Origin of the sequence: Paenibacillus sp. UNC499MF (assembly GCF_900107975.1) — a bacterium.
Lineage (GTDB): Bacteria > Bacillota > Bacilli > Paenibacillales > NBRC-103111 > Paenibacillus_F.
In genome coordinates, this window is sequence record NZ_FNVF01000001.1 from 1 (window position 1) to 26,204 (window position 26,204).

The 26,204-nt window shown below is 55.4% G+C and carries 23 protein-coding genes; 19 read left to right on the top strand and 4 right to left on the bottom strand.

Going from position 1 to position 26,204, the window contains the following annotated elements:
- From C4S74_RS26330 to yajC, 10 genes are all read left to right on the top strand, one after another.
- Positions 1–569 (top strand): hypothetical protein (locus tag C4S74_RS26330; RefSeq protein WP_181024271.1); only part of this gene is annotated, 569 nt, incomplete at its 5' end.
- Positions 570–778: 209 nt separating this feature from the next.
- Positions 779–1,456 carry a BofC C-terminal domain-containing protein gene (locus C4S74_RS00010; protein ID WP_103993338.1) on the top strand — a complete coding sequence of 226 codons (678 nt, stop codon included), beginning with the start codon at positions 779–781 and terminating at the stop codon, positions 1,454–1,456.
- 197 nt (positions 1,457–1,653) lie between these two features.
- Positions 1,654–2,070, top strand: coding sequence for an organic hydroperoxide resistance protein (locus tag C4S74_RS00015; protein WP_103993339.1), 417 nt, complete (start codon positions 1,654–1,656; stop codon positions 2,068–2,070).
- A 314-nt stretch (positions 2,071–2,384) separates the two neighbouring features.
- Entirely contained in the window at positions 2,385–2,888 is a 504-nt protein-coding gene (gene ruvC, locus C4S74_RS00020) for a crossover junction endodeoxyribonuclease RuvC (RefSeq protein WP_009671937.1), read from the top strand.
- Complete coding sequence (gene ruvA / locus C4S74_RS00025; protein WP_103993340.1) at positions 2,885–3,511, top strand: Holliday junction branch migration protein RuvA; 627 nt, start codon at positions 2,885–2,887, stop codon at positions 3,509–3,511. Before ruvC ends, ruvA begins: the two co-directional genes overlap by 4 nt.
- An 18-nt stretch (positions 3,512–3,529) precedes the next feature.
- Positions 3,530–4,534, top strand: coding sequence for a Holliday junction branch migration DNA helicase RuvB (gene ruvB, locus C4S74_RS00030; protein ID WP_009671941.1), 1,005 nt, complete (start codon positions 3,530–3,532; stop codon positions 4,532–4,534).
- 684 nt (positions 4,535–5,218) lie between these two features.
- Complete coding sequence (locus tag C4S74_RS00035) at positions 5,219–7,291, top strand: SpoIID/LytB domain-containing protein (RefSeq protein ID WP_103993341.1); 2,073 nt, start codon at positions 5,219–5,221, stop codon at positions 7,289–7,291.
- A gap of 9 nt (positions 7,292–7,300) precedes the next feature.
- Positions 7,301–8,422, top strand: coding sequence for a tRNA preQ1(34) S-adenosylmethionine ribosyltransferase-isomerase QueA (gene queA / locus C4S74_RS00040; RefSeq protein ID WP_103993342.1), 1,122 nt, complete (start codon positions 7,301–7,303; stop codon positions 8,420–8,422).
- 20 nt (positions 8,423–8,442) lie between these two features.
- Positions 8,443–9,579 (top strand): tRNA guanosine(34) transglycosylase Tgt, encoded by a 1,137-nt coding sequence (gene tgt, locus C4S74_RS00045; RefSeq protein ID WP_103993343.1) that lies wholly within the window; start codon positions 8,443–8,445, stop codon positions 9,577–9,579.
- A 19-nt stretch (positions 9,580–9,598) separates the two neighbouring features.
- Positions 9,599–9,919: a preprotein translocase subunit YajC gene (gene yajC, locus C4S74_RS00050; protein WP_103993344.1), complete on the top strand. Its 321-nt coding sequence runs from the start codon at positions 9,599–9,601 to the stop codon at positions 9,917–9,919.
- Between the two features lie 92 nt (positions 9,920–10,011).
- Here yajC and C4S74_RS00055 read toward each other — a convergent pair whose 3' ends face one another.
- Positions 10,012–10,857, bottom strand: coding sequence for a phosphatase PAP2 family protein (locus C4S74_RS00055; protein WP_103993345.1), 846 nt, complete (start codon positions 10,855–10,857; stop codon positions 10,012–10,014).
- A 93-nt stretch (positions 10,858–10,950) separates the two neighbouring features.
- Complete coding sequence (locus C4S74_RS00060; protein ID WP_103993346.1) at positions 10,951–11,343, bottom strand: TIGR04086 family membrane protein; 393 nt, start codon at positions 11,341–11,343, stop codon at positions 10,951–10,953.
- A gap of 118 nt (positions 11,344–11,461) precedes the next feature.
- Here C4S74_RS00060 and C4S74_RS00065 point away from each other — a divergent pair, with 118 nt between their 5' ends.
- Complete coding sequence (locus tag C4S74_RS00065; RefSeq protein ID WP_103993347.1) at positions 11,462–12,793, top strand: SLC13 family permease; 1,332 nt, start codon at positions 11,462–11,464, stop codon at positions 12,791–12,793.
- Positions 12,794–12,876: 83 nt separating this feature from the next.
- Positions 12,877–13,566: a DUF421 domain-containing protein gene (locus C4S74_RS00070; protein ID WP_103993348.1), complete on the top strand. Its 690-nt coding sequence runs from the start codon at positions 12,877–12,879 to the stop codon at positions 13,564–13,566.
- A gap of 64 nt (positions 13,567–13,630) precedes the next feature.
- On the opposite strand, the gene spoVB is transcribed toward C4S74_RS00070, so the two are convergent.
- Entirely contained in the window at positions 13,631–15,202 is a 1,572-nt protein-coding gene (gene spoVB / locus C4S74_RS00075; RefSeq protein WP_103993349.1) for a stage V sporulation protein B, read from the bottom strand.
- A 183-nt stretch (positions 15,203–15,385) separates the two neighbouring features.
- Between spoVB and C4S74_RS27175 the strand changes: the two genes are divergently transcribed.
- The 6 genes from C4S74_RS27175 to C4S74_RS00105 all read left to right on the top strand — a co-directional run bounded on the left by C4S74_RS27175 (position 15,386) and on the right by C4S74_RS00105 (position 22,421).
- Positions 15,386–16,081, top strand: coding sequence for a post-transcriptional regulator (locus C4S74_RS27175; RefSeq protein WP_103993350.1), 696 nt, complete (start codon positions 15,386–15,388; stop codon positions 16,079–16,081).
- 112 nt (positions 16,082–16,193) lie between these two features.
- Positions 16,194–17,426, top strand: coding sequence for a protein translocase subunit SecD (gene secD, locus C4S74_RS00085; RefSeq protein WP_103993351.1), 1,233 nt, complete (start codon positions 16,194–16,196; stop codon positions 17,424–17,426).
- Positions 17,416–18,336, top strand: coding sequence for a protein translocase subunit SecF (gene secF, locus C4S74_RS00090; RefSeq protein ID WP_103993352.1), 921 nt, complete (start codon positions 17,416–17,418; stop codon positions 18,334–18,336). The genes secD and secF overlap by 11 nt, the downstream gene beginning before the upstream one ends.
- 91 nt (positions 18,337–18,427) lie before the next feature.
- Entirely contained in the window at positions 18,428–19,381 is a 954-nt protein-coding gene (locus tag C4S74_RS00095) for a cation diffusion facilitator family transporter (protein ID WP_103993353.1), read from the top strand.
- 47 nt (positions 19,382–19,428) lie between these two features.
- Positions 19,429–21,891 carry a single-stranded-DNA-specific exonuclease RecJ gene (gene recJ / locus C4S74_RS00100; RefSeq protein WP_103993354.1) on the top strand — a complete coding sequence of 821 codons (2,463 nt, stop codon included), beginning with the start codon at positions 19,429–19,431 and terminating at the stop codon, positions 21,889–21,891.
- 14 nt (positions 21,892–21,905) lie between these two features.
- On the top strand, positions 21,906–22,421 hold the full coding sequence (locus C4S74_RS00105) for an adenine phosphoribosyltransferase (RefSeq protein ID WP_103993355.1): 516 nt from the start codon (positions 21,906–21,908) through the stop codon (positions 22,419–22,421).
- A gap of 91 nt (positions 22,422–22,512) precedes the next feature.
- Here the strand turns inward: C4S74_RS00105 and uraA are convergent, their stop codons facing one another.
- Positions 22,513–23,769 (bottom strand): uracil permease, encoded by a 1,257-nt coding sequence (uraA, locus tag C4S74_RS00110; protein ID WP_103993356.1) that lies wholly within the window; start codon positions 23,767–23,769, stop codon positions 22,513–22,515.
- 236 nt (positions 23,770–24,005) lie between these two features.
- On the opposite strand from uraA, the gene C4S74_RS00115 reads away from it, so the two are divergent.
- Positions 24,006–26,192 carry a bifunctional (p)ppGpp synthetase/guanosine-3',5'-bis(diphosphate) 3'-pyrophosphohydrolase gene (locus C4S74_RS00115; protein WP_103993357.1) on the top strand — a complete coding sequence of 729 codons (2,187 nt, stop codon included), beginning with the start codon at positions 24,006–24,008 and terminating at the stop codon, positions 26,190–26,192.
- Positions 26,193–26,204: the final 12 nt, after the last annotated feature.

Genomic DNA, 26,204 nt, shown 5'->3' on the forward strand with positions numbered 1-26,204 from the left:
CCGGTCTGGCCTCTATCCCGCCGCTGACGGGCAAGAAAGATTGCGGCTGCGGATGCGGAGGAGCGAAAAAGGGGCATGGCCGGGCACCGGAAGCGGCTGAATTCCAGGCAGCTCCTTACGGGTTCGTTCCTTATGCGGGAGGCGCTCAGCAATCGCCGTACACGCCGTTTACGAACTACGGCCAGCCGGATTGGCATCGGATCTGCCCGCCCGCGTTTCTTGCCCCGTACGGCTACGGCAGCGGGCAAGAAGGAGCAGTGAATCCGTACGCCCCGATCTCCCAACCGGCTTATGCCGTTTCGGGTCCACAGACCCAGGAGGCCGCTAACCGTTTAGACGGTTTCCAGGAGTCCGCACAGGGAACCGGGGAAAACGAAGCGAGGATTCATCTGGTCGACCGGGAAGATGAATCCGGCTCTTTTTTCGAACCGGAGGCCAAAGCGAAAAAAACGTCCGCTCCCAAAAAGGCCAAAACATCCAAGAGTTCCGTACGCACGGTTATCCGCAAATCGGGCCGCAGCGCACCGAAACAGGCGGTTAGTGCAAATGTTCCTTGGATGAACGTGTAAACCTGTCCGTACTGCTTTTGCAAAACAAGCTAAGGATGATCTTCAGCTCCGGCAGTTCCTTTTGGAACGCCGGGGTTTTCTTTTACATAAGGCAGAATAGTCATGATTTCGCGTTCAAGTCTGCATCAAGACACGCTGGCAATACATGTATAAGCTTTTCGGCGGGGGGCACAATAAGGAAAAACAGAGGATAGAAGGGGATTGCCGTGATGGTTTTCAACTTGCTGAAGCAATTGAAGAAAAAAATCCGTCTCAAACGCAAACGGCTGATATTCGGCAGCTACGTTCTGCTCGCTGCAGCCGCATACCTGCTGGCTGCCAATGAATTCCCCGAGCCGGCTTACAAGGAAGCCACCGCTCCGCTCGGACAAGCCGCAGCGCCGGAAATCGATCAGGCTTTGAAAACCCAGCAGGAACAAACGCTCCGGCAAATCCGCTCCGAAGGCGGGCAGCGGCTGACTTATATACAGCGTTCGTATGTGTGCGGAGAAGAACAGCAGGAGCTGGGACTGAAATCCGCAGAGGAGATTACGGCTTTGAACGGAGAACATCCCGACTGGATCATGAGCCTGAATTCCGAAGGGAGCGTCATTTTTACCCGCCACATCGACGATTTATCGCCGAAATGCAAGCAGAGCGCTTATTTCGGTGTGGACGAAAGCGGGAACTTGTCTTTGTTTGACGGACTGCCGGCCAATGACAAAGTGATCCGTACTTTTTTCCAGCTCAATATCCAATATCTCGAAAGCACCCTGCCCGAAGAAACCGTCCATCAGCTTCATGAAGGAATACGGGTGTCGGATGTGGCTGAATTCAACAGCGTCTTATCCACCTTCAGCGATTATGCTGTGGAGGAGAGCGAGAAGGCGATGTCACCCAATTACTGAAGCTTTGAGGGACAAGCGCCGCTATCTCAAAGTTTCTTCAAAAAGATTCCGCTTTAAAAGCGGGCTTTTTTTTCGATCAATTAATTGTTTGAAATTATATTGCACACAATATAATAGTGTGTTATTATTCAGTTATACAACAAAGCGCTCTTGCGGCGCCTCAAATTTTAAACTTTTACAGGGATGGTGTTTATAACATGGAACATTTGTACACAGCGGTTGCAACGGCTCAAGGCGGACGTAACGGGAAAGTAACTTCGGATGACGGCGTGCTGAATTTGGAGGTCAAAATGCCGAAGGCACTGGGAGGTCCGGGCGGGGCGGCAACGAATCCCGAACAGCTTTTTGCGGCAGGGTATGCGGCATGCTTCGACAGCGCGTTGAATCTTGTGATGCGGCAAAAACAGATTCGTTCCGAAACACGGGTGACGGCTCACGTAACGATCGGGAAAGACGAGCAGGACGGGGGCTTCAAGCTGGCCGTCGAACTCAAAGTGAGCATTCCGGGGGTTGAAATGGGAACGGCCAACGAACTGGTTGCCGCAGCTCATCATGTTTGCCCTTATTCGAAAGCAACGCGGGATAATATCGACGTGTTTATCGATGTTTGTTGAAGCGTAACGAACGGTATAGAAGATACGGCTTCCTTTTAGGAAGCCGTTTTTTTGCGTCTGTCGCGGGAGGGAGGGGAGGTCCGGAGGCTCTTTTAAGGACTTAGACGGCCGGAAATGGTCTTGAATATCCCTTTAATGAAGAGGACGGACAGACCGTGGAGAAGACAGTAGAAAAGACGGCAGAAAAGACGGAGAATATTTACGGCTTGTCCCGCCTCTAAACACGCTATCCCTTTCGGCGAGAATTTGCTATAATGGAAATCGATACATATGTTCGCTTTTTGGGACATACAGGGGATGGGAGAGAACTTCTTTTGCGTATTCTGGGAATCGACCCGGGCATTGCGATCGTCGGCTTCGGGTTTATCGACAAGACCGGCAGCAAACTAACGCCCGTTCAGTACGGCTGTATCCAAACCGAGGCCCATACCGATCCGGGTCTTCGGCTGAAGCAGGTATACGATGCGGCCTGCCAGCTCATAGACAAATATAAACCAGACGCGATGGCCGTCGAGAAGCTGTTCTTCAACCGGAACGTCACGACGGCCTTTACCGTCGGCCAGGCGCGCGGCGTGATTATACTCGCGGCCGTTCAGCGCGGAATACCCGTTGGGGAGTACACGCCTTTGCAGGTTAAACAAGCCGTTGTCGGCTATGGCAAAGCGGAGAAAATCCAAGTGCAGGAAATGGTCCGCATGTTTTTGAAACTGTCCGCTATACCGAAGCCGGATGACGTAGCCGATGCGCTCGCCGTGGCGATCTGCCACGCACATTCATCCACGCTGCACGATAAAATCAAAGAGGTTACCAAACGATGATCGATTTCTTAAGAGGCAAGTTAGCTGCGCGTGAAACGGAATATGTCGTTCTCGATGTGAACGGAGTCGGCTACCGCGTTTTCTGCGCCAACCCGTACGCGTTCGGATTGAAAGAAGACGGCGAAGTCACGCTGTTTACCCACTATCATGTGCGCGAAGACGCACACCTGCTGTTCGGCTTCCCTACAAGGGAGGAGCAGATGCTGTTCCGGCAGCTTATCGATGTCAGCGGCATCGGGCCCAAAGTCGCGCTAGGCATCCTTGCCGGAGGCCGCCCGGAAACGGTAGTCGCGGCTATTCAGCAGGAAAATATCGCTTTTCTTACAAAGCTGCCCGGTATCGGGAAGAAAACCGCACAGCGGCTTATTTTTGATCTGAAAGAAAAACTGGGCGCACTGCCGGTCACGGAGCGCGATCTGGCCGTATCGTTCGGCCTGGTCGACCCGTCGGATGAGTTCGGCACCCAGGGAGTCTGGGGCGAAGTTAAGCAGGGTTTGCTTGCGCTCGGCTATACGGAAGCGGAAGCGGATCGTGCGTGGTCCCGCATCCAGCCGAAGGTCAAGGATACCGATCCTGCCGATGTCATCATGAAACAAGCCCTCCAGGCTCTGTTTCAAATGTAAGTTTTGGGGGAGATGACAATGGAAGACCGCATTATATCCGCGAATTTGATGATGGAAGACGAAATCGTGGAATTCTCCCTGCGCCCCCGGTACCTGGCGGAATATATCGGACAGACGCAGGCGAAGGAAAATCTCAAGATCTATATCGAAGCGGCCAAAATGCGCAAAGAAGCGCTTGACCACGTTTTGCTTTACGGACCTCCGGGGCTCGGAAAAACGACCCTGTCGAATATCATCGCCAACGAGCTTGGCGTCAATATCCGCACGACGAGCGGGCCCGCTATCGAGCGGCCTGGCGACCTCGCCGCGATTTTGACGAATCTGCAGGAAGGCGACGTGCTGTTTATCGACGAAATCCACCGGCTTCACCGGACGGTGGAAGAGGTGCTGTATCCGGCGATGGAGGATTTTGCGCTCGACATCATTATCGGCAAAGGGCCGAGCGCGCGTTCCGTACGGCTCGATCTGCCGCCCTTCACGCTGATCGGCGCGACTACGCGTGCAGGTCTGCTGTCGGCTCCGCTGCGGGACCGCTTCGGCGTAATCAGCCGGCTGGAGTTCTACACCGTCGACGAGCTGTCGTATATCGTCAGCCGCACCTGCGATATTCTCCAGGTGCAGATCGTCGGGGAGGCGTCGCGCGAAATCGGGATGCGCTCCAGAGGCACACCGCGGATCGCCAACCGGCTGCTGAAGCGGGTGCGCGATTTCGCCCAGGTCAAAGGCGACGGGATTATTACCGTCGACCTGGCCCGCGAATCGCTCCGGCACATTCAGGTCGACGATCTCGGCCTTGACGAGATCGACCATAAAATGCTCAGAGCGATCATTACTTCGTTCCGGGGAGGTCCGGTCGGACTCGATACGATCGCTGCCACCATCGGGGAAGAGAGCCAGACCATCGAGGACGTGTATGAGCCCTATTTGCTGCAAATCGGCTTTTTGCAGCGGACTCCCCGCGGACGGATGGTTACGCATCAGGCTTACAGCCATTTGGGGCTGCCGATCCCGGAACAGAACTGACCGGTGCAGGCTGCTGTCGGGTTAAGCCCGCGCATCCGCGTGACGGCTTCGGCCTCCTGCTGCAGGAATCAGCCTGCGGAGCAGGAGCGGATTGGGGTGCAGGCTTCAGCCCGTGCCCGCAAAAGGCAGGCTGAAGACAGAAGTAAAGCCTAAGCTAGAGCGTAAAGCGTAAAGCGTAAAGCGTAAAGCTTAAAGGCTATACACCGTATGATTCCGACTGCAAAAACCGGACATATTCATATTACGTACATGTACAGACCATGCGCCTTCGGTGCGGATCTGTGCGTGTACGTTTTTTTGTTCCTCAAGTCGGGCGGCGATTGCATAAAAATAACCTGCTCGCGGCCGGAGCGGGGATTGCTTCTTCTTTCTCGTGTTAACGACATCGCTCTCGAATTTTTCTCGTTTTACTAGTGATCGTGAAATCAGCTGCAAAGCTCACATTGATAGTCATTTTAGAAGGCCAGCCGGAAGTACCGGCTGGCCTTTATTTATCCCAATCAACTCTTGCATTTACACATCCGTCAGCCGATATAAATATAGACACCCGGCTCCGTATTCGGACCTTTGCCGTATTTTGTCACAACTTATCGTTGAAAGCGGCGTCTAATAGTTGATAGAATACTAGAGTTGGATTCATTTACCAGACTCATATCCCCAAAACGGAAAGGATTGTTTACACCTATGAAGAACAGCCGGATAAGCTGGAAAGTGGTCACGGCCGCCGTACTGGCGCTGGTGCTGGCAGCGGGATTGTTCGGCGGCGCCGCGCTCCCGCTACAAGCAGCGGTTCCGAAACTCGATACGATTCGGGTCGGCCTTTTTATCGAACATGAAAGTTACCGCACGTCCGAGCAGGTGGTCACACTCTCATCGGACAAAGGCTTCAAGCTGGGAGTGCGCACCCCTGCTGGCGTTGCGGGTCTCACAACTGAAGGAGGCACGACTCTGAAAGCTTCGCTTGACGCTTACGGGGTCCGCGTGCTGGAAACGGCGAACTGGAATGAAGCGAAAGCCGCTTACGACAAGCTCCAGAGCTCGCCTTCCGACCGCGCTTACATTATTAGCCGTTCCAAAAAAGGAGCCGCCGTTTATCAAGTTTATTACGGCAGCTATGCGTCAAAGGAAACGGCCAACGCGGCGAAAGCCAAAGCGGTCAAAGCGACCGGGTCCGCGCAAGCGGTTCTGTCGGGACCGCTGCATTGGTCTACCGGCACATTCGCCACGGCCGCCGAAGCGGACAACCAGGCCGCGGCCGTCTCCCTGGCGGGAGCGGACGCCGACGTCGTCCTGACGTCGGACGGTTCGGGACAAGCCGGCTACAGCGTATGGGTAGGCGGCGAAGCGGACGAGGCCGGACTGGCCGCCGTCAAAGCCGCTTTGCCGGGCGTAGCCCTGCAGCCGGCCGATACCGCATCGGCGTATCTCATCAAGCGGGCGGACGCCACGGCAGCGGCAGCCGCGGTTCCCCATTATTTCTCGGGAGCAGGCTCGCAGAAAACATGGCTGGACGGCAACGGCGCCGGAATCAAAGTGGCCGAGAAGTCGAACCAGGTATACCGGGGCAGCATGGAAATTAGCCGTTACAACGGCAAATTCGCCCTCGTTAACGAGCTGCCGTTCGAAGAGTACTTGTACTCCGTGGTCAGCTCCGAGATGGACGGCAGTTTTCCGCTGGAAGCGCTGAAGGCCCAGGCAGTTGCCGCACGGACGTTTGCCATTAAAAAAGGAATGAAATACGGCATCGCGCACCTCAGCGATTCGACGACCGACCAGGCATACAGGGGCATGCTCCGCGAAGCCGAAATCGTCCGTCAGGCCGTCGATGCCACCAAAGGTGAAGTTCTAGTGGACAAGTCGGGTGTGATCGGAGATCCTCTGTACTCCTCCAATTCCGGCGGGCAGACCGCCGACGCGTCCGAAATCTGGGGCAATGCGGTTCCCTATCTGAAAAGCGTAGCCAGCCCCGACGAGGGAGCGGCTAAAGGAAAGGCCGTCTGGTACCGGATCGCCCTGCTATCGGGTGAAACGGGATATGTCAGCGGCACCTACCTGAAGAAAACGGGCGACAAGAACGCGGCCGGTCTTGAAATAGCCGCATCCACGCAAGGAGGCGTAAATGTCCGCAAGCTGCCCAGCACGGACAGCGCCAGTTCTCCGGCCGTCGCCCAGCTTAAGGACAAGGAGCGCGTTACTCTGCTGGAGCAGGTAACGGAGTCGAATTCTTACAGCTGGTTCCGGGTTTACGACCGTGCCCAGATGGAGAAGCTGCTCGCGGGCGCGGGAGTGAAGCTGGGCGGTCCGCTCCAGTCCTTGGAGGTAAGCAAAAGAGGCCCGTCGGGACGCGCGACCGAACTAAAAGCGAACGGGGAAGTGGTGAAGGTCAAATATCCGAACGACCTCCGGAACGTTTTGGGCGGTCTGCCCAGTACCCTGTTTGAAATTGAGGAATCAGGAAGGTATACTATAGTTGGTGCAGACGGTAAACCCACCGCTCAAACGGCGGGTGCTGTCCAGGTTATCGGGGGAACCCAGGCCAAACCGCAAAAAGCGGGGGCCGACCTGTTCGTCATGGGAGCGGACAACCAGGTGCGCAGCGTCGCATCGGGCACGTCCAGCTTCGTGATCCGCGGGACAGGCAACGGGCACGGGCTCGGCATGTCCCAATGGGGAGCCAGAGGTCTGGCGGAGCAGGGAAAAACCTACACCGAAATTTTACAAACTTACTATACCGGAGTTTGGACGACTAAGGAATGAGAGACATAAATGGACGTACAAGATTTTGACTACGAATTGCCGGAAGAATTGATTGCCCAGACTCCGCTCCTGGAACGGACGCAGTCCAGGCTGATGACGCTCGACAAGCAGTCGGGCGCCATCGCTCATCATACGTTTGAACAGTTGGCCGATTATTTGAAAGCCGGGGATCTGCTCGTGATGAATGACACGCGAGTCATTCCAGCCCGGCTTTTTGGCGTGAAGGCGGACACGGGAGCCAAAGTTGAGCTACTGCTGCTCAAACCGCTCGGCGAAGACCGCTGGGAAGCCCTGGCCCGCCCGGGCAAGCGGATCAGAACCGGTACCGAACTGCTGTTCGGCGTACAGCCGGAAACGGCTGCGGACGGTACGCCGGTCGTTCCGAAGCAGGCCCCGCTTTCGGCGGTCGTCGAAGCCGAGGGAGAGATGGGAGCGCGTACCGTTCGCTTCCGCTACGAAGGTATTTTTAACGAGATCCTGGATAAGCTGGGAGAAATGCCGCTGCCTCCTTACATTAAGGAGCAGCTGCCCGAGAAGGAGCGCTATCAGACGGTATATGCCCGTCATGCGGGTTCCGCGGCGGCTCCGACCGCCGGCCTGCATTTTACCGGCGATTTCCTTGAGGAGCTGAAAAGCCGCGGCGTCCGTCTGGCCTTCGTGACTCTTCACGTCGGACTGGGGACGTTCCGTCCCGTATCCGCCGACAAGGTGGAGGAGCACGAAATGCACGCCGAGTATTATGAGCTTCCGCAGGAAACCGCGGATCTCATCAACGAGACGACCGCCGCGGGCGGACGCATCGTCGCGGTCGGGACGACTTCGACGAGAACGCTGGAAACCGCGGCCCGCCAGTCGCGGGCGGCATCCGAAGCGCAGGGCGTCTCCGTCCATACGGACAGCGGGAAGCCTTATATCCGCGCCTGCAGCGGCTGGACCAGCATTTTCATTTATCCGGGGGTGGAGTTTCAGCTGGTCGATGCGATGCTGACCAATTTCCACCTGCCGAAATCGACCCTGCTGATGCTGATTTCCGCGATGGCCGGCAGGGAGAGCATTTTGAACGCTTACCGTGAAGCCGTCGAGCGGAAGTACCGCTTTTTCAGTTTCGGCGACGCGATGTTTATTTATTGAATTGAGAAGGGAAGACAACTATGGCTGCGGTTACTTATGAACATATCAAAACCTGCAAGCAGACCGGCGCAAGACTCGGCCGCGTGCATACGCCGCACGGAGTGATCGAAACGCCGGCTTTCATGCCGGTAGGCACCCAGGCAACGGTAAAAACGATGAGCCCGGAAGAACTGAAAGCGATGGATGCTCATATCATTTTGAGCAATACGTACCATCTTTTCCTCCGTCCGGGTCATGAGCTTGTAAAAAAAGCGGGGGGCCTTCATAAATTTATGAACTGGGACCGCCCGATTTTAACGGACAGCGGCGGCTTTCAAGTATTCAGCCTGAGCGATATCCGTAAAATTACGGAAGAGGGCGTGCAGTTCCGTTCTCACCTGAACGGGGACAAGCTCTTTATCTCGCCGGAGAAAGCGATGGAGATTCAGAACGCGCTCGGCTCCGATATTATGATGGCCTTCGACGAATGTCCTCCTTATCCGGCAACTTACGAGTACGTGAAAGATTCTCTGGAACGTACGACCCGCTGGGCGGAACGATGCCTGAAGAGCCATGCCCGTCCGGGCGACCAGGGACTGTTCGCCATCGTGCAGGGAGGCATGTACGCGGATTTGCGCAAGCAGAGCGCGGAGCAGTTGACTTCCATGGATTTCCCGGGGTATGCTATTGGAGGATTAAGCGTAGGCGAGCCCAAGCACCTCATGTATGAGATGCTGGAATGCACGACACCGCTGCTTCCGGCCGGGAAGCCCCGCTACCTGATGGGAGTGGGTTCACCCGACGCACTGATCGAAGGCGCTATCCGCGGCGTGGACATGTTCGACTGCGTTCTGCCGACACGGATTGCCCGCAACGGCACCGTGATGACGAGCGCCGGACGTCTCGTTATCCGCAACGCGAAACACGCCGACGATCTCGGGCCGCTTGATCCGGAGTGCAGCTGTTACACGTGCACGAACTACAGCCGCGCCTATATCCGTCACCTGATCAAGGCTGACGAAACATTCGGCATCCGGCTGACTACGTACCACAATTTGCATTTCTTGCTTGAACTGATGAGGGGTGTCAGACAAGCCATCCGGGAAGATCGCCTCGGTGATTTCCGGGACGAGTTTTTTACAAAGTATGGTCTTCACGACAACGACAAAGGTTTTTAACTGAAGGAGGATCTCAACGATGTCCAATCTGGCCACAGCAGCCAATGCAAGTCCGTACGGAAGCTTAGTGACGTACATTCCGCTTATCTTGATGTTCCTGGTTCTTTATTTCCTGCTGATCCGCCCGCAGCAGAAGCGGACGAAAACCCGCAACATGATGCTGGCTAACCTGAAGAAGAACGACAAGATCGTTACGATCGGCGGCCTGCACGGCACGATCCTGGAAATTACCGATGACATCGTCGTTCTGCGTGTTAACGACGCGACCAAGATGACATTCGACCGTTCCGCGGTTAACACGGTCGTCACGAGCAGCACGGTTGCCGAAGAGAAAAAATAAGCGCGAATCACATACAAAAAGGCGAGTTCCCCGGACCGGACGGTCGAGGAACTCGCCTTTTTTTGCATATCGCGGCAAGCGCTGCTGGCGCCTTATTCGCTGACTTCCTGCTCCTGGAGCCTGCGCTGCGGCAGCAGAACTCTGCTGAAGAACGGACGCTCTTCGCTGATGCTCAAGCCGAGACGGGCCGCGAACACGCCGAGAAGGACGCCGCCGAACATGTCGGTCAGCCAGTGGATGCCGAGGTAGAAGATCGAGAAGATGATCACTACGCAGCTGAGAAGGGAAAACCATTTCCAAACCCGGTTCCGGGAACGGCCGGCAAGCAGCGCCATGGAAACGGAAATGGAGGTGTGCAGACTCGGAAAACAGTTGTCGAGCCCGGACAAAGGCCGGTATTCCGCTTCGAATTTCGGAAACACTTCCATAATCAGCAGCTTGACGTTCGGATGGAACGCCCACACTTCCTGAACGGGGAAGAACAGGTAGAACGGAATGGCGATGATGTAGTTAATCATAACCGTATAGCAGAGCGCGTAGAAAAGGCTGTATTTTTTCTGATACGTATAAATCAGGATCGACACGATCATGAGGCAGGGAAATACGATCACATAAAAAATACTCGTAACCAGAGTGACGGTGTTGTTATAGAACAAGTGCTGGAAACCCGCGACGAAGTCTCCTTCGAGCCCATGTATTTTTGCCGTGAAATCGGCCGTGTAGTGCATTTTGGATTCAATCCAAAGCTCGATTTTATTAAAGAAGAGAATCGCCATGACCGCCGCAAAATGAAGAAAAAACTTCCGCTTTGTGAAAAAGTCCTGTACGAATGCTCCTGCAACGAGAAACGGATTTTTCCGCAAAGACAAATACAGGAGAACGTAGATGGAAATCACAATATATACGGTTGCGTGGGTCATGGATTGTAACGGATACATTGTATTTCCCCCCAAAATTGAAAAAGGTATAAGAGAACTAAGATATTATATCATAGTCGGAGTAGTAGGTGTGCAATTTCAGGGGCCGCTCCATTATTTACTGCTCGAATTAACGCCGATAACACCGCCGAGCGCGCCGGCAGCGAAAGCGAACCCGGCCAGGGTGAGCGTTTTCAGATCAAATGCGGTATCAACCGCAAGAAAACCGATAACCCAGACGATCAGGGCATAGAAAATACCCAGCATGCCGCCGTAATACCACCCTCTGCGCCCGGCGCGTTTTCCCGCCACCCAGCCTCCGATAAAAACGGAAAGCCCGTGTGTGATATAAGCGAGAGTGGGCAGCGAAGACTCTTGGGTGCGGCTGAAAAGCAGAATCAGCGAGGTTATTACGGTTCCCGCAACCAGCATAACGAACGCATAGAGAAGACCGGAAAGAAATGGTGAAGATAAACGGACCTGGCTCACCTTGTTAATCGGAATCATGGCAGTATCCTCCCTTTCCCTTAGGAACATTTCGGTATCATCATTCTATGGGCCTGTTCATAAGAATAGTACAGGTTCCGCTTGTACGGCGGCCCGCGGGAAAGGGGACGGGAACAAGATGTATGAAGTTTTGCAGGATGCCGGCTGGCAAGCCGCCGCCGCTGCCGCTGCCGCTGCCGTTGCCGCCCTGACGGTGGTCCTTCTGAGTCTAAAATTTGTCCGCTTCCGTGCCTGGTTTCCGCTGGCGGGAGCAGCAGTCTTATTGGCGGCCGGAATAGCCGGCTCTCCTACCGCCGCGATAGAGGCGGTCCCGTGGCGGGCTCTTGCGCTTGCACTGACCATGGGGATCATCGCCACTGCAGCCGAAGAAGCGGGCTGGCTCCAGCTGACGGCCGTAAGGTTTTACCGGCTCACTTCGGCGGATCCGCGGAAGATGCTGGCCGTGTCCATGCTGCTGGCAGCCTCGGCCTCCGCCCTTCTGGATGCATTGACCGCCATGGCGGCTCTTCTGCCGCTTATGCTGGCTTTTACGAGAGCCTGGAAAATAACGCCTTCTCCGTTCGTGATCGGCATGATGCTGGCCTGCAACCTCGGAAGCGGTCTCTCCGTAGCCGGAACCATGCCGGCCAGGCTAATCGGCACAGCCGGCGGGCTTGGCCTGACGGACGTCTGGTTCGTGCTGGGCCCTCTTCATGCCGTCCTGCTGGTTCTCGCTTATCTGATGATCCGGACGGTGTACGCCGATAAGCTGAAGCTGAGCCCGGCAAGACTGCGGGAGCTTCAAGCCGCGGTTTCCGGCATGGCAGGAAACCGGGGAGACGTCCGGAATCCGGCCATCGCCCTGGGGCTGATCCTGCTGGGTTATCTTTGCGCCGATCTGGCGGATATCGACCTGATTTGGATTTCCGGAGCCGGAGCGGCCCTCGTATTCCAATCGCTAATAAAACGAGCGGAAAGCCGCAAAAGTTTCGCCGCTGGCTTCGCTCCTCTGCTGGCGCTCACGGCAGGCTGGCTTCTGATCGCGGGCGTTTTCGTCCGGACAGGCGTGCTCGACGCCGCGGCCGGAGGGCTGATGACTCTAAGCTCGGGAGACGAGCAGCGGGCGGTGCTGTCCGTTCTGTGGATGTCCGCAGCCGGAGCCGCTTTATCGGACGGGACGGCTTGGACCGCTTTCGCCGTTCCCGTCGTTCAAAGTCTCGCCGCTCAGCTGCAGGAAGTGTCTCCGGTTCACACGGGGAGACTCTGGTATGTTCTGCTTTCGGGCATTCACTTGGGCGCCAATGCGACAAGCTTCAGCTCTTTTTCAAGTCTTCTGGCCTTCGGAGTCGCCGCCGCGCGGAAAAACGGGTTGAGCTTCCGGGAATATGCACGGATCGGCGTGCCGTTTTCTCTATTTTCACTTACCCTGGCATCCCTGTATTTAGTCGGATTCTGGTTTGGGAACAATTGAGTGGCCTCCACCCCGCATGAAGGGGAAGGGGGACGGTCAGACTACCGGGTAAACTCCGAGAACGAACGGTCCAGGAGGATCCCATGGAACTGCTGACAATTTTTTTGCGCACCGTTATGATTTATTTCGTCGTTTTCGTCATGCTCCGCATTATGGGGAAGCGCGAAATCGGCAAGCTTTCGGTTTTCGATCTGGTGATTTCGATTATGATCGCGGAGATCGCCGTATTTGTACTGGAAGACGTGCGGATGCCCATGGCGAACGGAATAGTGCCGATGATTACACTCGTGCTCATTCAACTGCTGATGGCGTTCATTACGCTCAAAAGCCAGCGTTTCCGCACGTTATTCGAAGGCCGTCCCAGCGTTCTGATCGAACACGGGAAGCTGAACCGCGAAGAGATGCGCAAACAGCGCTATAACCTTGACGATCTGATGATGCAGCTCCGGCAGCATAAGGTTATGAACGTGGCCGATGTCGAATTCGCCATCCTGGAGCCGTCCGGCAAGCTGAGTGTGGTGGAAAAATATCATCCCAGCCGCCAGCCCGAATTGGGACCGGTCGAGAGCGGGCGCATCCGTTATGCGGGGCTGCCCGTAGCTCTGGTCATGGACGGTAAAGTCCAGGAGGATAATCTGCAAAAAGTGGGCCAGACCCGTTTCTGGCTCAAGAGCGAGCTCAAGAAGAAGGGGATATCCGATTTCAAGGAAGTTTTCTTCTGTTCTGTAGATCACCGGGGCTATTTGTACGTGGATAAAAAGGACCGGGTTTAAACGATGAAAAGCCGGACTGCACAACGATTTGTGCGTACCGGCTTTTCTGCATGAAGCGGGCGGATCAAGGTTTGCGGATGATCTTGCGGCCGAGCGTCAGCAGCCGGGACAAGTCGGACTTGTTGACGATTTTCAAGACCGTTACGGCGGCCAGATACGCGGTTAGGGCGGCGGCCGAAGCAAGGAGGAAACCAATGCCGGCCGGCTGGCTGGCGATGGCCCGGTAAACCGCGTAGCAGCATAAGGAGGCGATGCCCATGGCGGCGGACACTTTAGCCACGTCGCTGCCGCGCAGAGTAAAGTTCAGATGGCGCAGCACGCTTAGCCCGTGAAGAAAAGTGACTAGCACAATGTTCACGCAGCTGGCCATAACAGCGCCGAGGATGCCGAATTCCGGTTTGCTGGCCAGCCATACGATGAGCAGGAGCTTAACGAGGGAGCCGATCAGTGTGTTGACGAGAGCGCTCCCGGGTTTGTCCAAAGCTTGCAGGGCTGCCTGCAGGGGTGCCTGCAGGTAAATGAAAATCGCGACAGGCGCCAGCATTTTAAGCATAACCGCGATATCCTTCTGCCCGTACATGAGCAGACATAGAGGCTCGGCCAGCACGTACATGATGACGGCGAATGGAGCGCCGGTTACTAACGCCAGCCGGAGCGACTGATGCATGCGCTTGTGAATGGTTTTCAAATCTTTGCGTGCCGCCGCCTCGCTGAGCGAAGGAACGAGCGAAACCGAAAGCGAGGAGGTTAAAGCGCTCGGCAGCAGGATGATCGGGATAATCATCCCTTGAAGGGCGCCGTACTGCGCGGTCGCCAGTGCCGTAGCGATTCCCGCGGCCGCAAGACTGTGGGCGATGAGAATGGATTCGAGCAGGTAGGAGCCCGCTCCGACAAGGCGGCTGGCCGTAATCGGCAGGGAAAGCGTCAGCAGACGGCGCAGCTGGGTCAACCGGCCTTGCGCGGCACTGGTGCCGATCTGCACCTTGTTTACCGGCCTGTTTTTGTTCCGCTGCAGCCTGTAATGAACGAGGAGAACGAGCATGCCCGCGATTTCACCGATGGTTACGCCGATCATGGCACCGGCGGCCGCCCAAGAAATCCCGTAGGGAAGCAGGGCGAAGGAGCAGAGCAGCACCATGACGATGCGTACCAGCGTTTCTATGGTTTGAGAAGTCGCCGTGGGAATCATGTCCTGCTTTCCCTGAAAATAGCCCCGCAGAACGGAGGATACCGCAATAATCGGTATAATCGGGCTCATGCAGAGAAAAGTAAAATAGACGCGTTCGTCCGTCAGCAGATGAGAAGTTATCCAGCGCGCTCCCAGAATGCAGACCGCGGTAAAAACTCCAGATATGCCGACGGAAAGCGTGAGAGCGAGCTTGAGAATGCGTGACGAACGGCGGTAGTTATGCTCCGCTTCCGCCTCGGCCACGAGTTTGGAGACGGCGAGGGGGATGCCTCCCGTTACGATCGTAAGAATAACGATCAGGAACGGCCAGCCCATCTGATAGAGGCCGACGCCTTCGGCGCCTATTACCCGGGGAAGCGTAATCCGCGGGATGAAACCGAGGATCCGGTTTACGATGCCTGCGGCCAGCAAAATCATCGTCCCTTTTAGAAAAGACTGCTTGGTCAACGTTAACTCCCTCTTCCGTAACGGGTTCTGTTAGAGGATATGCGGGCAATGGCCAAGCTCATGCCAAACTTTTTGGGGGGACGGGACCGGCCATGCAGGAAAACCTGTTTTTGTAAGCGAATATAGCAGGTAAGGAACAGAACGTGTACGTTGCCGTTACAGCAGCTAAGGGGGGAATAAGTTATGAATTCGGAAACGGACAAATTGGAGTCGGTACCTGCCGCGCCGGAGCAATCCGGGGCTATGGATGATGCCAAAGAACAAACGGAAGCCCCGCTATTGCCGGAAGGACTTCTTGAAGCGGAAGCGCTGGCCGAAGCGGAGCCTCTGGAAACGATGCTGAATCCCGAAGAGACAGATGTAGAAATAGAAGTGAACAACCCGGACGGAAGTGCAGAAAGCGGCGGAACGGCGGAATATGACTTTGAAGCCGGAAAAGACCCCAGAGAGGTAACGTCGACGGTTGTGGAAATCAGTACCGAGGATGAAACGTCGGCTGCAGCCGAACCGGTGCAAGCGGTTGTAGTCGATCCTGACGGTTCGTTTGCGGTGAAAGCGGAGCCGGCATTCGACATGGCGGCCGAAAGCGAATTTCATACCGGGGATGACCAAGGTATCCAGGAGGAGGAATCCGAGCCCGAGCGCCTGACCGACCGGGAACTCAATGAGATGATCGAAGGCTTATGCCTGAGCAAGGCGGAGGAGTTTCAGATGATCGGTTATGAGCACGTCACCGGGGAAGAAATCTGGGAGTGCATAAATGACAGGTACAAGAAGAAAGGGCTGCCGCCTCTTCATCAGGTTGTCAACGATATTTTGTCGCTTAAACCCAATCAGTTTATGAATTATTTGACGTTAAGCATGTATCGAAGGTCCTGATCGGCTTTTCGGGGCCTTTTTTTGTTTGGCGTGGTAAAAAACGTCAAATTGACTCGTTTTTCGCGTGTGGGTATAATAGGAATATTGAGTTGGGAAGGGAGATTATCAAGGCATGAATGTAAAACGGATCTCGGCGTTTTTCATAACCGTCATTGTCACGCTGGCCGTGATCACAACGACGAGTCCCGGGCTTCTTGGCAAGATCAAGCTCGGTTTGGATTTAAAAGGAGGGTTTGAGATCCTCTACGTGGCTGAGCCGTTTACGGCCGGTCAGAAAGTAACACCCGCAACGTTGAAGAAAGCGGCGGAAAGCATCGCGCAGCGCGCGGACAAGCTCGGCGTAGCGGAACCTGAAGTTCTCGCCGAAGGCGAAAACCGTATCCGTGTCCGTCTGGCGGGCGTCCAGAACGAAGACGAGGTACGCCAGAAAATCGGCAAACCGTCTTCCCTTACGTTCCGTGATCCGGAAGGCAACAATATGCTGATCGGTACGGATTTTGTCGAAGGCGGAGCCTCGGTCGGCTACGATCAGGCGAACCAGCCGGTGGTACAAATCAAGATGAAAGACCGCAGCAAGTTTAAAGAAGTGACTACAAAAATGGTAGGAAAGCCCCTGTCCATTTTCCTCGACGAGGAAAAGCTGTCCTCCCCGATGGTTAACACTCCGATCGACAGCGACGTAGCTACGATTACAGGAAGTTTCACCTTCGAAGAAGCGCAAAAACTGGCCGACACCATCAACCTCGGTGCCCTCCCTCTGAAACTGACGGAGAAATACACGCAGGTAGTCGGAGCCTCCCTTGGACAAATGTCTCTGGAGCAAACGGTCCGCGCGGGTATTATCGCATCCGTTATCATTTTGGTCTTTATGATTCTTCTTTACCGTCTGCCTGGTATTATCGCGGCCTTTACGCTTATCACGTATACTTGGCTGCTTCTCGTCCTGTTTGACTGGATCAACGCGACACTGACGCTTCCGGGGATTGCGGCGCTCGTGCTCGGGATCGGGATGGCGGTCGACGCCAACATTATTACGTACGAACGGATCAAAGAAGAAATCCGCAGCGGCAAGAGCATTCCTTCTTCGCTTAAAGCGGGCTCCAAAGCCTCTTTCCGTACGATTATGGACGCGAATATCACCAATATCATTTCCAGCCTTGTGCTCTATTATATCGGCAACGGGGCTATCAAAGGCTTTGCTTTGACCACGATGCTCAGTATTATCGTGAGTATCTTGACGAACGTGTTCTTCTCGAGATTCCTCATTCACCTGCTCATTAAGGGCAATGTGTTTAAAAAGCCCGGCTATTTTGGCGTGAAGGAGGCGGAAATCCGTGAACTATAGTAACAAATTCAACTTTGTCAAACATCGGAACATTTTCTTCGCAATTTCCGGGGTACTCATACTGGCCGGTATCGTAACGCTCCTGCTGTTCCAAATGAATTATGGTGTCGACTTTAAAGCGGGTACTTCCATCGACGTATCGGTAGGACAAGCGATCACCAAAGAGAAGGCGCAGGAAATTTACAAAGGCGCGGGCTTTGATCAGACGGTAACGATCGGCGGAGCCAACGGCGACCGCGTTTCCACCCGTTTCGATGAAATTTTGGGCAAAGAACAGGTCGATAAAATCAAGGCGGCTTTCGAAGCCCCTTATAAAGATAAGGTGTCCATGGAAGTCAACACCGTATCGCCTGACATTGCCAAGGAGCTTGCCGTTAAAGCGATTATCGGTATTCTCATCGCAAGTGTGGCGATCAGCATCTACGTGAGTATCCGGTTCGAATGGAGATTTGCGTTAGCCGCCATCATTTCCATTCTTCACGATGCCTTTATCGTCGTCGCCATGTTTGCCATCTTCCGTTTCCAGGTCGATTTGCCGTTCGTGGCCGCCGTACTGACTACCGTCGGTTACTCCATCAACGACAAAATCGTAATTTTCGACCGGATTCGTGAAAACCTTCGTTTTGCCAAGCTGAAAACTCCGGAAGATCTGGAGAAGCTTGTCCATGACAGCACCTGGCAAACGATGGCCCGGAACATCAACACGGTTCTTACCGTATTGATCGCAGCCGTCTGTCTCTTTATTTTCGGCAGCGAATCTATCAAATTATTCGCCCTGGCGAAAATTATCGGTCTGACAAGCGGAGCTTACTCTTCCATCTGTATCGCGAGCCCGCTGTGGTACCTGCTCAAAAGAAATTCGCTCGGCAACAAGCGCAAAGCCGCTCCGGCCGCAGCCGCAAAAGAATAAGCTCACTGCCGCGTGAATCCTTGTTCCCGCGGCTTTTCCTTGACATGAGATAGAAGCGTCACCCAGCAAACTATTCATTAGGAGAGTCGAAATGTCAGACGAACGATTTCAGAAAGCCGAAGTTGCCGCATGGATCGGAATAGGGGGCAACATCGGCCTTACGGTTCTTAAGGGTGTGGTCGGCGTAATGGCGGGAAGCCGCAGCCTTCTGGCGGACGCCGTTCATTCCGCTTCGGATACGGCGGGTTCCTTCGCTTCGCTGCGGTGTCTGAAAGCGCCGGGAACTCCCGTCGACCATGGCCGCTCCTACGGCCGTGACAAAGCGGAATCGATAGCCGCCATTCTGATTGCCGTTATCCTGACGATCATATCCGTGGAAATCAGCATGAATGCGGTAAAGGATATGGTCTCCGGCGTACATAACGCGCCCGAAAGCTACGCGCTTATCGCCGTTATCGTTTCCCTTGTTTGCAAAGAAGTCATGTTCCGGTACAATTACTGGGTTGGGAAAAAGCTCGGCTCACGCGATCTCGTGACGGGCACATGGGAACACCGTTCCGGCGTGTATTCTTCGATTATGACGCTGGCCGGGGTAGGAGGCGCCCTGATCGGAGATAAAATGGGCTGGGCTTTTATGTACTATCTGGACCCTGCGGCGGCTGTTGCCGTCACACTCCTTATCGTTAAAAACAGCTACGGGGTCATTACCGACGCGCTGCAGAAAACGATGGACCGAGCGCTGCATCAGGAAGATGCGCGGGATATGATTGACGCCGTACAAGGCGTGAAGGGTGTTATTTCCGTAGAAGATCTTCGTGCCCGGGAGCATGGGCATTATGTCATTGTGGAACTCCGGATCAGCGTGAACCCGCGCATTTCCGTTCTGGAAGGAAACGATATCGCCAGGTCGGTCAAATATCAGCTCATGAAAAAGTTTATTCATCTTTCGGATGTCACGATTCACGTATTCCCTTACGATTCGGGTTATCCCTACAAACAAGGTATCGATGCCCCTGCGGCTGACAACGCGCAGATGCTGCATTAACGAATACTTCAGCAAAAAAATCATTATGCAAGTTTAGGAGGAACAACGTGCTGGAATCCAAAGCAAGATGGCGGTTGGGCGCTGGAGACGAGGCCGTTGCCGGGCAGCTTTGCGATGCTCTCGGGATCGATCCGCTGCTTGCCAGGCTGCTTGTGCTGCGTGGAGTTAGCAGCGTTCCCGAAGCCGAACAGTTTCTCAGCGGGGGGAGCGATCATTTTCACGATCCCTTCCTGATGGAAGGAATGGAAACGGCGGTCGGCCGGATCCGGTCCGCTCTCCTCAGCGGAGAAAAAATCCGTGTCTACGGCGACTACGATGCGGACGGGGTCAGCTCGACGGCGCTTATGTCTCACCTGCTGCGCGGACTCGGCGCCAATTTCGACACCTATATTCCGCATCGCGTCAAAGAAGGCTACGGTTTGAATAAAGGGGCCGTCGATCTCGCCAAAGAGCAGGGAGTGTCCTTGATTATTACGGTCGATACCGGCGTAAGCGCGGTAGAGGAAGTCGCTTATATTCAGGAGCTCGGCATGGATGTCATCGTGACGGATCACCACGAACCGCCCGGTACGCTTCCCGAGCCGCTTGCCCTGATCAATCCGAAGAAAGAAACGTGCCCCTATCCGTTTAAGGGGCTTGCGGGTGTTGGGGTGGCTTTAAAGCTGGCTCAAGGGCTGCTGGGCCGCCTGCCCGAAGAACTGCTGGAGATTGCCGCAATCGGTACGGTTGCGGATTTAATGCCGCTGCATGACGAAAACCGGCTTATCGTTAAGCTCGGATTGGAAAGAATGAGAAAGTCGGCTTATCCCGGACTGCGCGCCTTGATGGACGTCTCCGGTGTCGAGCGGAATGCGGTGAACGCCACGCATATCGGATTCAGCCTCGCGCCAAGGATCAATGCCAGCGGCAGGCTGGAGCATGCCTCCACGGCACTCAAGCTTCTGGTGACGGAAGACGAAGCCGAAGCGGCAGCAATTGCGGAAGAGCTTGATCTGCTGAACAAAGAAAGACAGTTCATTGTAGACGAACTGACGGGACTCGCTAAGGCCGCCGTTCAAGAAGAACAGGATGGGGCTTTGAAGCGGGGAGAAGCGCCCAAAAATTTTCTCGTCGTATCCGGCGAAAAATGGAATGTCGGCGTGGTCGGTATCGTCGCTTCGCGTCTGGTCGACACTTATTACCGTCCGACCATTGTGCTCAGCATTGACCCCGACACGGGTATGGCCAAAGGCTCCGCCCGGTCCATTGCGGGCTTCGATATGTATCAGGCGCTGACGCGCTGCGCCGATCTATTGGATCATTACGGCGGGCACCAGGCCGCAGCGGGCATGTCGCTCCGGAGGGAGAACATCGGCGAGTTCGAACGGAGGCTGAACGTGCTTGCCGGCGAGTGGCTCAGCGCGGAAGATTTTATTCCGCTGCTTGCCGTCGATGCGGAGTGCAGCCTCAGTGAGGTGCCCCTCGAATGCATCGAGGAGCTGGAGAAGCTGGCTCCGTTCGGAGTAGGCAATCCGGCGCCGAAGATTTTGTTCACCGGCCTCCGCCTCGATGAAATCAGGCTGATGGGCCGTGAGCGCCAGCATCTCAAGCTGGTGCTCACGGATGCCGCCGCCGAGATCGCGGCCGGAGTCGAGGCCGTCGGCTTCGGCAAAGGCTGGCTAAGCAGCCTGATGACGCCGCAGGCGCCCGTTGACATTGTCGGAGAACTCTCCGTCAATGAGTGGAACGGCGTGCGCAAGCCGCAGCTCATGCTGCAGGACTTGCGCATCCCCGCTCTCCAGGTCTTCGACTGGAGAGGCAAACCCGCCGCGCGCGTCGGCGAAGAGCTGGCCGCTCTCGGCGAGCGGCTCGCCGCCCTTCCGGGGCGCGGCTCCGCCCGGCCGCCGGCCCTTGTCCTCTTCGGGGAAGAGGACAGGGCCCCCGGCGCCGGCGGGCGTCCGGCAGGCCCCGTGTGGCGGTGCCTGCCGGACGGGAGCCTGGCAGCGGACAATGAAGCGGCCCGGGAACTGAAGTTCCCGGAGATGACCGACATTGTCCTCTGCACGGTTCCCCGCTCGCTCCCGCAGCTGGAGCGGGCGCTTGCCCAGGCGGACGGCATACGCCGGTGCTATGCCGTCTTCGCCGATCCCGCGCCGCAGGACGGCGGCGCGATGCCGACGCGCGACCAGTTCAAAGCGGTCTACGCGTCGGTCAGGCAGCAGGGCATGTGGGATTTGCGCAATCCCGCCCTGCTGCAATCGTTCAGCCGCCGGTCGGGCTTATCGGCCGCGATGATCTCTTTCGTCCTCGATGTATTCGAGGAGCTGGGTTTCATCGAGAAAGCCGGAGGCGTCGTCCGGCCCGTAGCGGCTCCGTCCAAGCGTGACCTGACGACCTCAAGGAAATATCAGGAGCGTCTGTCGCGCGCGGAAGTCGACCGCGTCTGCGTGTATACGTCCGCCAAAGAATTAAGCGACTGGATTGCAGGCTGCCGTTCACCGCAGCAGCTGTCATCCGCGCAACCCACATAAATGGAGGAATCCCCATGAATTTCAAAGAGTATATCCGCGTCATCGAAGATTTCCCGCAGCCGGGCATCCGTTTCAAAGACATCACGACCCTGCTGCAAAATGGGGCTGTATACAAAGAAGCGATCGACGAGATCGCCCGTTTCGTCAAAGACAAGCAAATCGACCTGATCGCCGGTCCGGAAGCACGCGGATTCGTCGTGGGTGCTCCTCTTGCCTACGCGCTCGGTGTAGGCTTCGTGCCGATCCGCAAGAGCGGCAAGCTGCCGGGCAAAACGATTGAGGCGGACTACTCCTTGGAGTACGGCAAAGACAAGCTGGCGGTTCATGACAATGCGATCAAGCCCGGCCAGCGCGTGCTGATTGCCGACGATCTTCTCGCAACGGGCGGCACCATCAAAACTTGCGTCAATCTGATCGAACAGCTGGGCGGAGAAGTCGTGGGTTCGGCTTTCCTGATCGAGCTGACTTACTTGAACGGCCGCGATCAGCTGCCTGCGGGCAAAGATGTCTTCACTTTGATCCAGTACTAAGATTAAGTTCCCATACAAAAAAAGCCTGTTCTCCTTGCGGAGAGCAGGCTTTTTATAATTGACTATTTTTCTTTTAAGCAGATGTACTAATCTAGTCGTTCGAAAGCTTCAACACTTCGACCAGTTTGAAGAAAAGGCTGAGCACGATAGCGCAGACGGTCGCCAGAGCCATGCCTTTCAGCTCGAAGGAACCGATTTTTAGGAGGGCTCCGCTGAGACCGATGATCAGCACGATGGAAGTCAGAATCAGATTAGTCGCCTTGGAATAATCGACTTTGCTTTCGACCAGCATGCGGATACCGGATGCGCCGATAACTCCGAAGAGCAGGAGCGAGACGCCGCCCATAACGGGAGTCGGGATCGTCATGATCAGGGCGGCAAGCTTTCCGGAGAAGGAGAGCACGATGGCGAACAAGGCCGCGCCGCCGATGACCCAGGTGGAGTACACACGGGTGAGCGCCAGTACGCCGATGTTTTCACCGTAGGTCGTATTCGGTGTAGAACCGACGAAACCGGACAGGATAGTAGAGATCCCGTTGCCGAGCAGCGAGCGGTCCAGTCCGGGATCTTTGGACAAGTTCTTGCCGACGATATTGCCGGTTACGACGAGATGACCGATATGCTCGGCGATCACGACAAGGGCCGCAGGCAGGATGAGCACGATGGAAGTCAGGTCGAACTGCGGGGTGTACACCTGCGGCAGAGCGAACCAGCTCGCTTCCGAAACCTTGGAGAAGTCCACGATTCCGACGAAGGCGGCTAGAACATAGCCGGCAATGATCGAGACGAGAATCGGAATGATTTTCATAAAACCGCGGAACAGGACGTTGCCCAGCAGAGCGATCAGCAGGGTGACGATGGAGACGAGCAGAGCTTTGCCGTCGAGGGGAGCGCCGTCCTTCGGCAGAAAGCCGGCCATACCTGCGGCGGTCGGTGCCAGTTCAAGCCCGATAACGGCGATGATGGCGCCCATGGCGGCTGGAGGGAAGACGACGTCGATCCATTTCGTCCCGACAAGTTTGACCAGCAGGGCGACAAGGACGAAGACGATCCCGACGATAATGAAGCCGCCCAGCGCCGAGTTGTAGCTCTTGGTGGCGAGCACGCCGAGCACCGGCGAAATGAAGGCGAAGCTGGAGCCCAGATATGCCGGAATTTTTCCTTTACACAGAAAGATGTAAAGCAGGGTTCCGATCCCGTTCATCAGCAGCACGATGGCGGGGTTTACTTGAAACAGTGCGGGAACGAGAACAGTGGAGCCAAACATGGCGAACAAATGCTGAAGGCTCAGCGGAATTGTTTTGCCCAGGGATGGCCGTTCATCAACCCCAATGGTACGGTTACTCATGTCCGAACATTTCCTCCTTTATCGCGTTTAAGCGATGATAGCTAGAGTTCCATCGACAAGTGTAGCAGATTTTCGGGATTCGTCTATAGCTTTTTTCGGACCGGAGGGAGATTTTGTGGAAAAAGGTCGCCATTTCCCGAATTTTCTTGTTTTGAGCGGGCTTGACAGTTGACGCAAGGCGCACAATTTAGGCATAATGAATAGAAATATCCATGTTTCGTAGAAAGGGTTTATTCATGGGAATAGAGCAGTTGCTGGAAAAGGCGGCACAGTACTTTAAAGAGACAGAACTCAACCGAATCAGAGAGGCGTACGAGTTCGCGGAACATGCCCATCACGGGCAGGTGCGCAAATCCGGAGAGCCTTATATTTTACATCCTCTGGCCGTTGCCGACATTCTGGTCGACATGCAGATGGACGTGACGTCCATTATTGCGGCTCTGCTTCATGATGTCGTGGAAGACACTACGGTTTCGCTCGAGGCCGTCCAAGATAAATTCGGCAGAACCTGTGCCATGCTGGTAGACGGCTTGACCAAGCTGGAGCGGATCAAGTTTAAAACCAAAGAAGAGCAGCAGAACGAGAATTACCGCAAAATGTTCGTGGCGATGGCGCAGGATATCCGCGTCATTCTTATTAAACTGGCCGACCGGCTGCATAATATGCGCACCCTCAAGTATCAGTCCGAAGAGAGCCAGCGCCGTATCGCCGACGAAACGCTCGAAATCTTCTGCCCGATCGCCCACCGGCTCGGTATTTCCGCCATCAAATGGGAAATGGAAGATATCGCACTCCGTTATCTGAATCCCCAGCAGTATTACCGGATCGTTAATCTTATGCAGAAGAAGCGGACGGAGCGGGAGCAGTATATCGAGGACGTGATCCGGAATATCCAGGACAAGCTCCGCGAAATGGGCATTGAAGGCGATATTTCCGGCAGGCCCAAGCACATTTATTCCATTTACAAAAAAATGTCTTCGCGCAACAAGCAGTTTAACGAGATCTACGATCTGATGGCCCTGCGCGTCATCGTGGACAACATTAAAGATTGCTACGCCGCGCTCGGAATTATCCACACGCTGTGGAAGCCGATGCCGGGGCGTTTTAAAGACTATATCGCCATGCCGAAGCCGAACATGTACCAGTCGCTCCATACGACGGTGATCGGCCCGAAGGGCGAGCCTCTCGAAGTCCAGATCCGGACCTGGGAGATGCATCAAACCGCCGAATACGGAATCGCGGCCCACTGGGCCTACAAAGAAGGTAACGGCTCCCCCGAGGGAACGTTCAGTGACAAGATGCAGTGGTTCCGTGAAATTCTCGAGCTGCAGAAAGAAACAGACAACGCGTCGGAATTTATGGAATCCATGAAGATGGATTTCTTTACCGATCTCGTTTTTGTGTTTACCCCCAAAGGGGAGGTTATCGAGCTTCCGGCGGGCGCGGTTCCGCTTGATTTTGCTTACCGCATTCATACCGAAGTTGGCAACCGCACCATCGGGGCCAAAATCAACGGCCGCATCGTGCCGCTGGACCATAAGCTCAAAACGGGCGATATCGTCGAAATTTTGACGTCCAAGCACTCCTACGGACCCAGCCAGGATTGGGTGAAAATCGCCCAGTCCTCGCACGCGCGCAGCAAAATCAAGCAGTGGTTCAAGAAAGAGAAGCGCGAGGAGAACGTGGCCAAAGGGCGCGAAGCCATCGAACGCGAGCTGAAGCGGCTGTCTTTCGACCCGCAGGCGCTTATGACGGACGAGAAGCTGCTGGAAGCCGCCAAGAAGTTCGCTTTTAACGATATCGAAGATATGATGTCGGCTATCGGGTTCGGCGGAATCACCGCCGCTCAGATATGTACGAAGCTGACGGAGAAGCTCCGTAAAGAGAAGGAAGCGGAAGAAGCCCAGGCGATGGAACTGACCAACGAGGTCAAGGAAGTCAAGGCGGCTCCGCCCGAGAAGAAAAGCAGACCGGTCAGCGGCGTAAGGGTCAAAGGGGTAGATAACCTGCTGATCCGCTTCGCGAGATGCTGCAACCCGGTGCCGGGCGACGACATTATCGGCTACATCACGAGAGGCCGCGGGGTGTCGGTGCACCGGACGGACTGCACGAACATACCGGGTGAAAACACCGAGGAAGGAAACCGCGTCATCGAGGTGGAGTGGGCGGATTCCGTGGAATCGAATTTCCACGTGGAAATCGAAATCACGGGTCATGACCGCCGCGGCCTGCTGAACGAAGTGCTTCAGGTCGTCTCGGAAAGCAAAACGATGATTTCAGCGGTTTCCGGCCGTTCCGACAAGAACAAAATGGCCATGATTCATATGACCATCCTGATCCGCAACATTGAGCACCTTCATGCCGTAGTGGAGAAGATCAAGCGGGTGGAGGATGTATATTCCGTTCAGCGGATCATGCAGTAAACATACGGACAA

Bases quoted from the DNA above. Each gene is read 5' to 3' on its own strand.
- ruvB (WP_009671941.1), top strand. From the start codon at position 3,530: ATGGAAGACCGCATTATATCCGCGAATTTGATGATGGAAGACGAAATC.
- queA (WP_103993342.1), top strand. From the start codon at position 7,301: ATGGACGTACAAGATTTTGACTACGAATTGCCGGAAGAATTGATTGCC.
- C4S74_RS00035 (WP_103993341.1), top strand. From the start codon at position 5,219: ATGAAGAACAGCCGGATAAGCTGGAAAGTGGTCACGGCCGCCGTACTG.
- C4S74_RS27175 (WP_103993350.1), top strand. From the start codon at position 15,386: ATGAATTCGGAAACGGACAAATTGGAGTCGGTACCTGCCGCGCCGGAG.
- tgt (WP_103993343.1), top strand. From the start codon at position 8,443: ATGGCTGCGGTTACTTATGAACATATCAAAACCTGCAAGCAGACCGGC.
- C4S74_RS00010 (WP_103993338.1), top strand. From the start codon at position 779: ATGGTTTTCAACTTGCTGAAGCAATTGAAGAAAAAAATCCGTCTCAAA.
- uraA (WP_103993356.1), bottom strand. From the start codon at position 23,769: ATGAGTAACCGTACCATTGGGGTTGATGAACGGCCATCCCTGGGCAAA.
- yajC (WP_103993344.1), top strand. From the start codon at position 9,599: ATGTCCAATCTGGCCACAGCAGCCAATGCAAGTCCGTACGGAAGCTTA.
- C4S74_RS00015 (WP_103993339.1), top strand. From the start codon at position 1,654: ATGGAACATTTGTACACAGCGGTTGCAACGGCTCAAGGCGGACGTAAC.
- C4S74_RS00115 (WP_103993357.1), top strand. From the start codon at position 24,006: ATGGGAATAGAGCAGTTGCTGGAAAAGGCGGCACAGTACTTTAAAGAG.
- C4S74_RS00060 (WP_103993346.1), bottom strand. From the start codon at position 11,343: ATGATTCCGATTAACAAGGTGAGCCAGGTCCGTTTATCTTCACCATTT.
- C4S74_RS00055 (WP_103993345.1), bottom strand. From the start codon at position 10,857: ATGTATCCGTTACAATCCATGACCCACGCAACCGTATATATTGTGATT.
- C4S74_RS00070 (WP_103993348.1), top strand. From the start codon at position 12,877: ATGGAACTGCTGACAATTTTTTTGCGCACCGTTATGATTTATTTCGTC.
- C4S74_RS00095 (WP_103993353.1), top strand. From the start codon at position 18,428: ATGTCAGACGAACGATTTCAGAAAGCCGAAGTTGCCGCATGGATCGGA.
- ruvA (WP_103993340.1), top strand. From the start codon at position 2,885: ATGATCGATTTCTTAAGAGGCAAGTTAGCTGCGCGTGAAACGGAATAT.
- secD (WP_103993351.1), top strand. From the start codon at position 16,194: ATGAATGTAAAACGGATCTCGGCGTTTTTCATAACCGTCATTGTCACG.
- C4S74_RS00105 (WP_103993355.1), top strand. From the start codon at position 21,906: ATGAATTTCAAAGAGTATATCCGCGTCATCGAAGATTTCCCGCAGCCG.
- C4S74_RS00065 (WP_103993347.1), top strand. From the start codon at position 11,462: ATGTATGAAGTTTTGCAGGATGCCGGCTGGCAAGCCGCCGCCGCTGCC.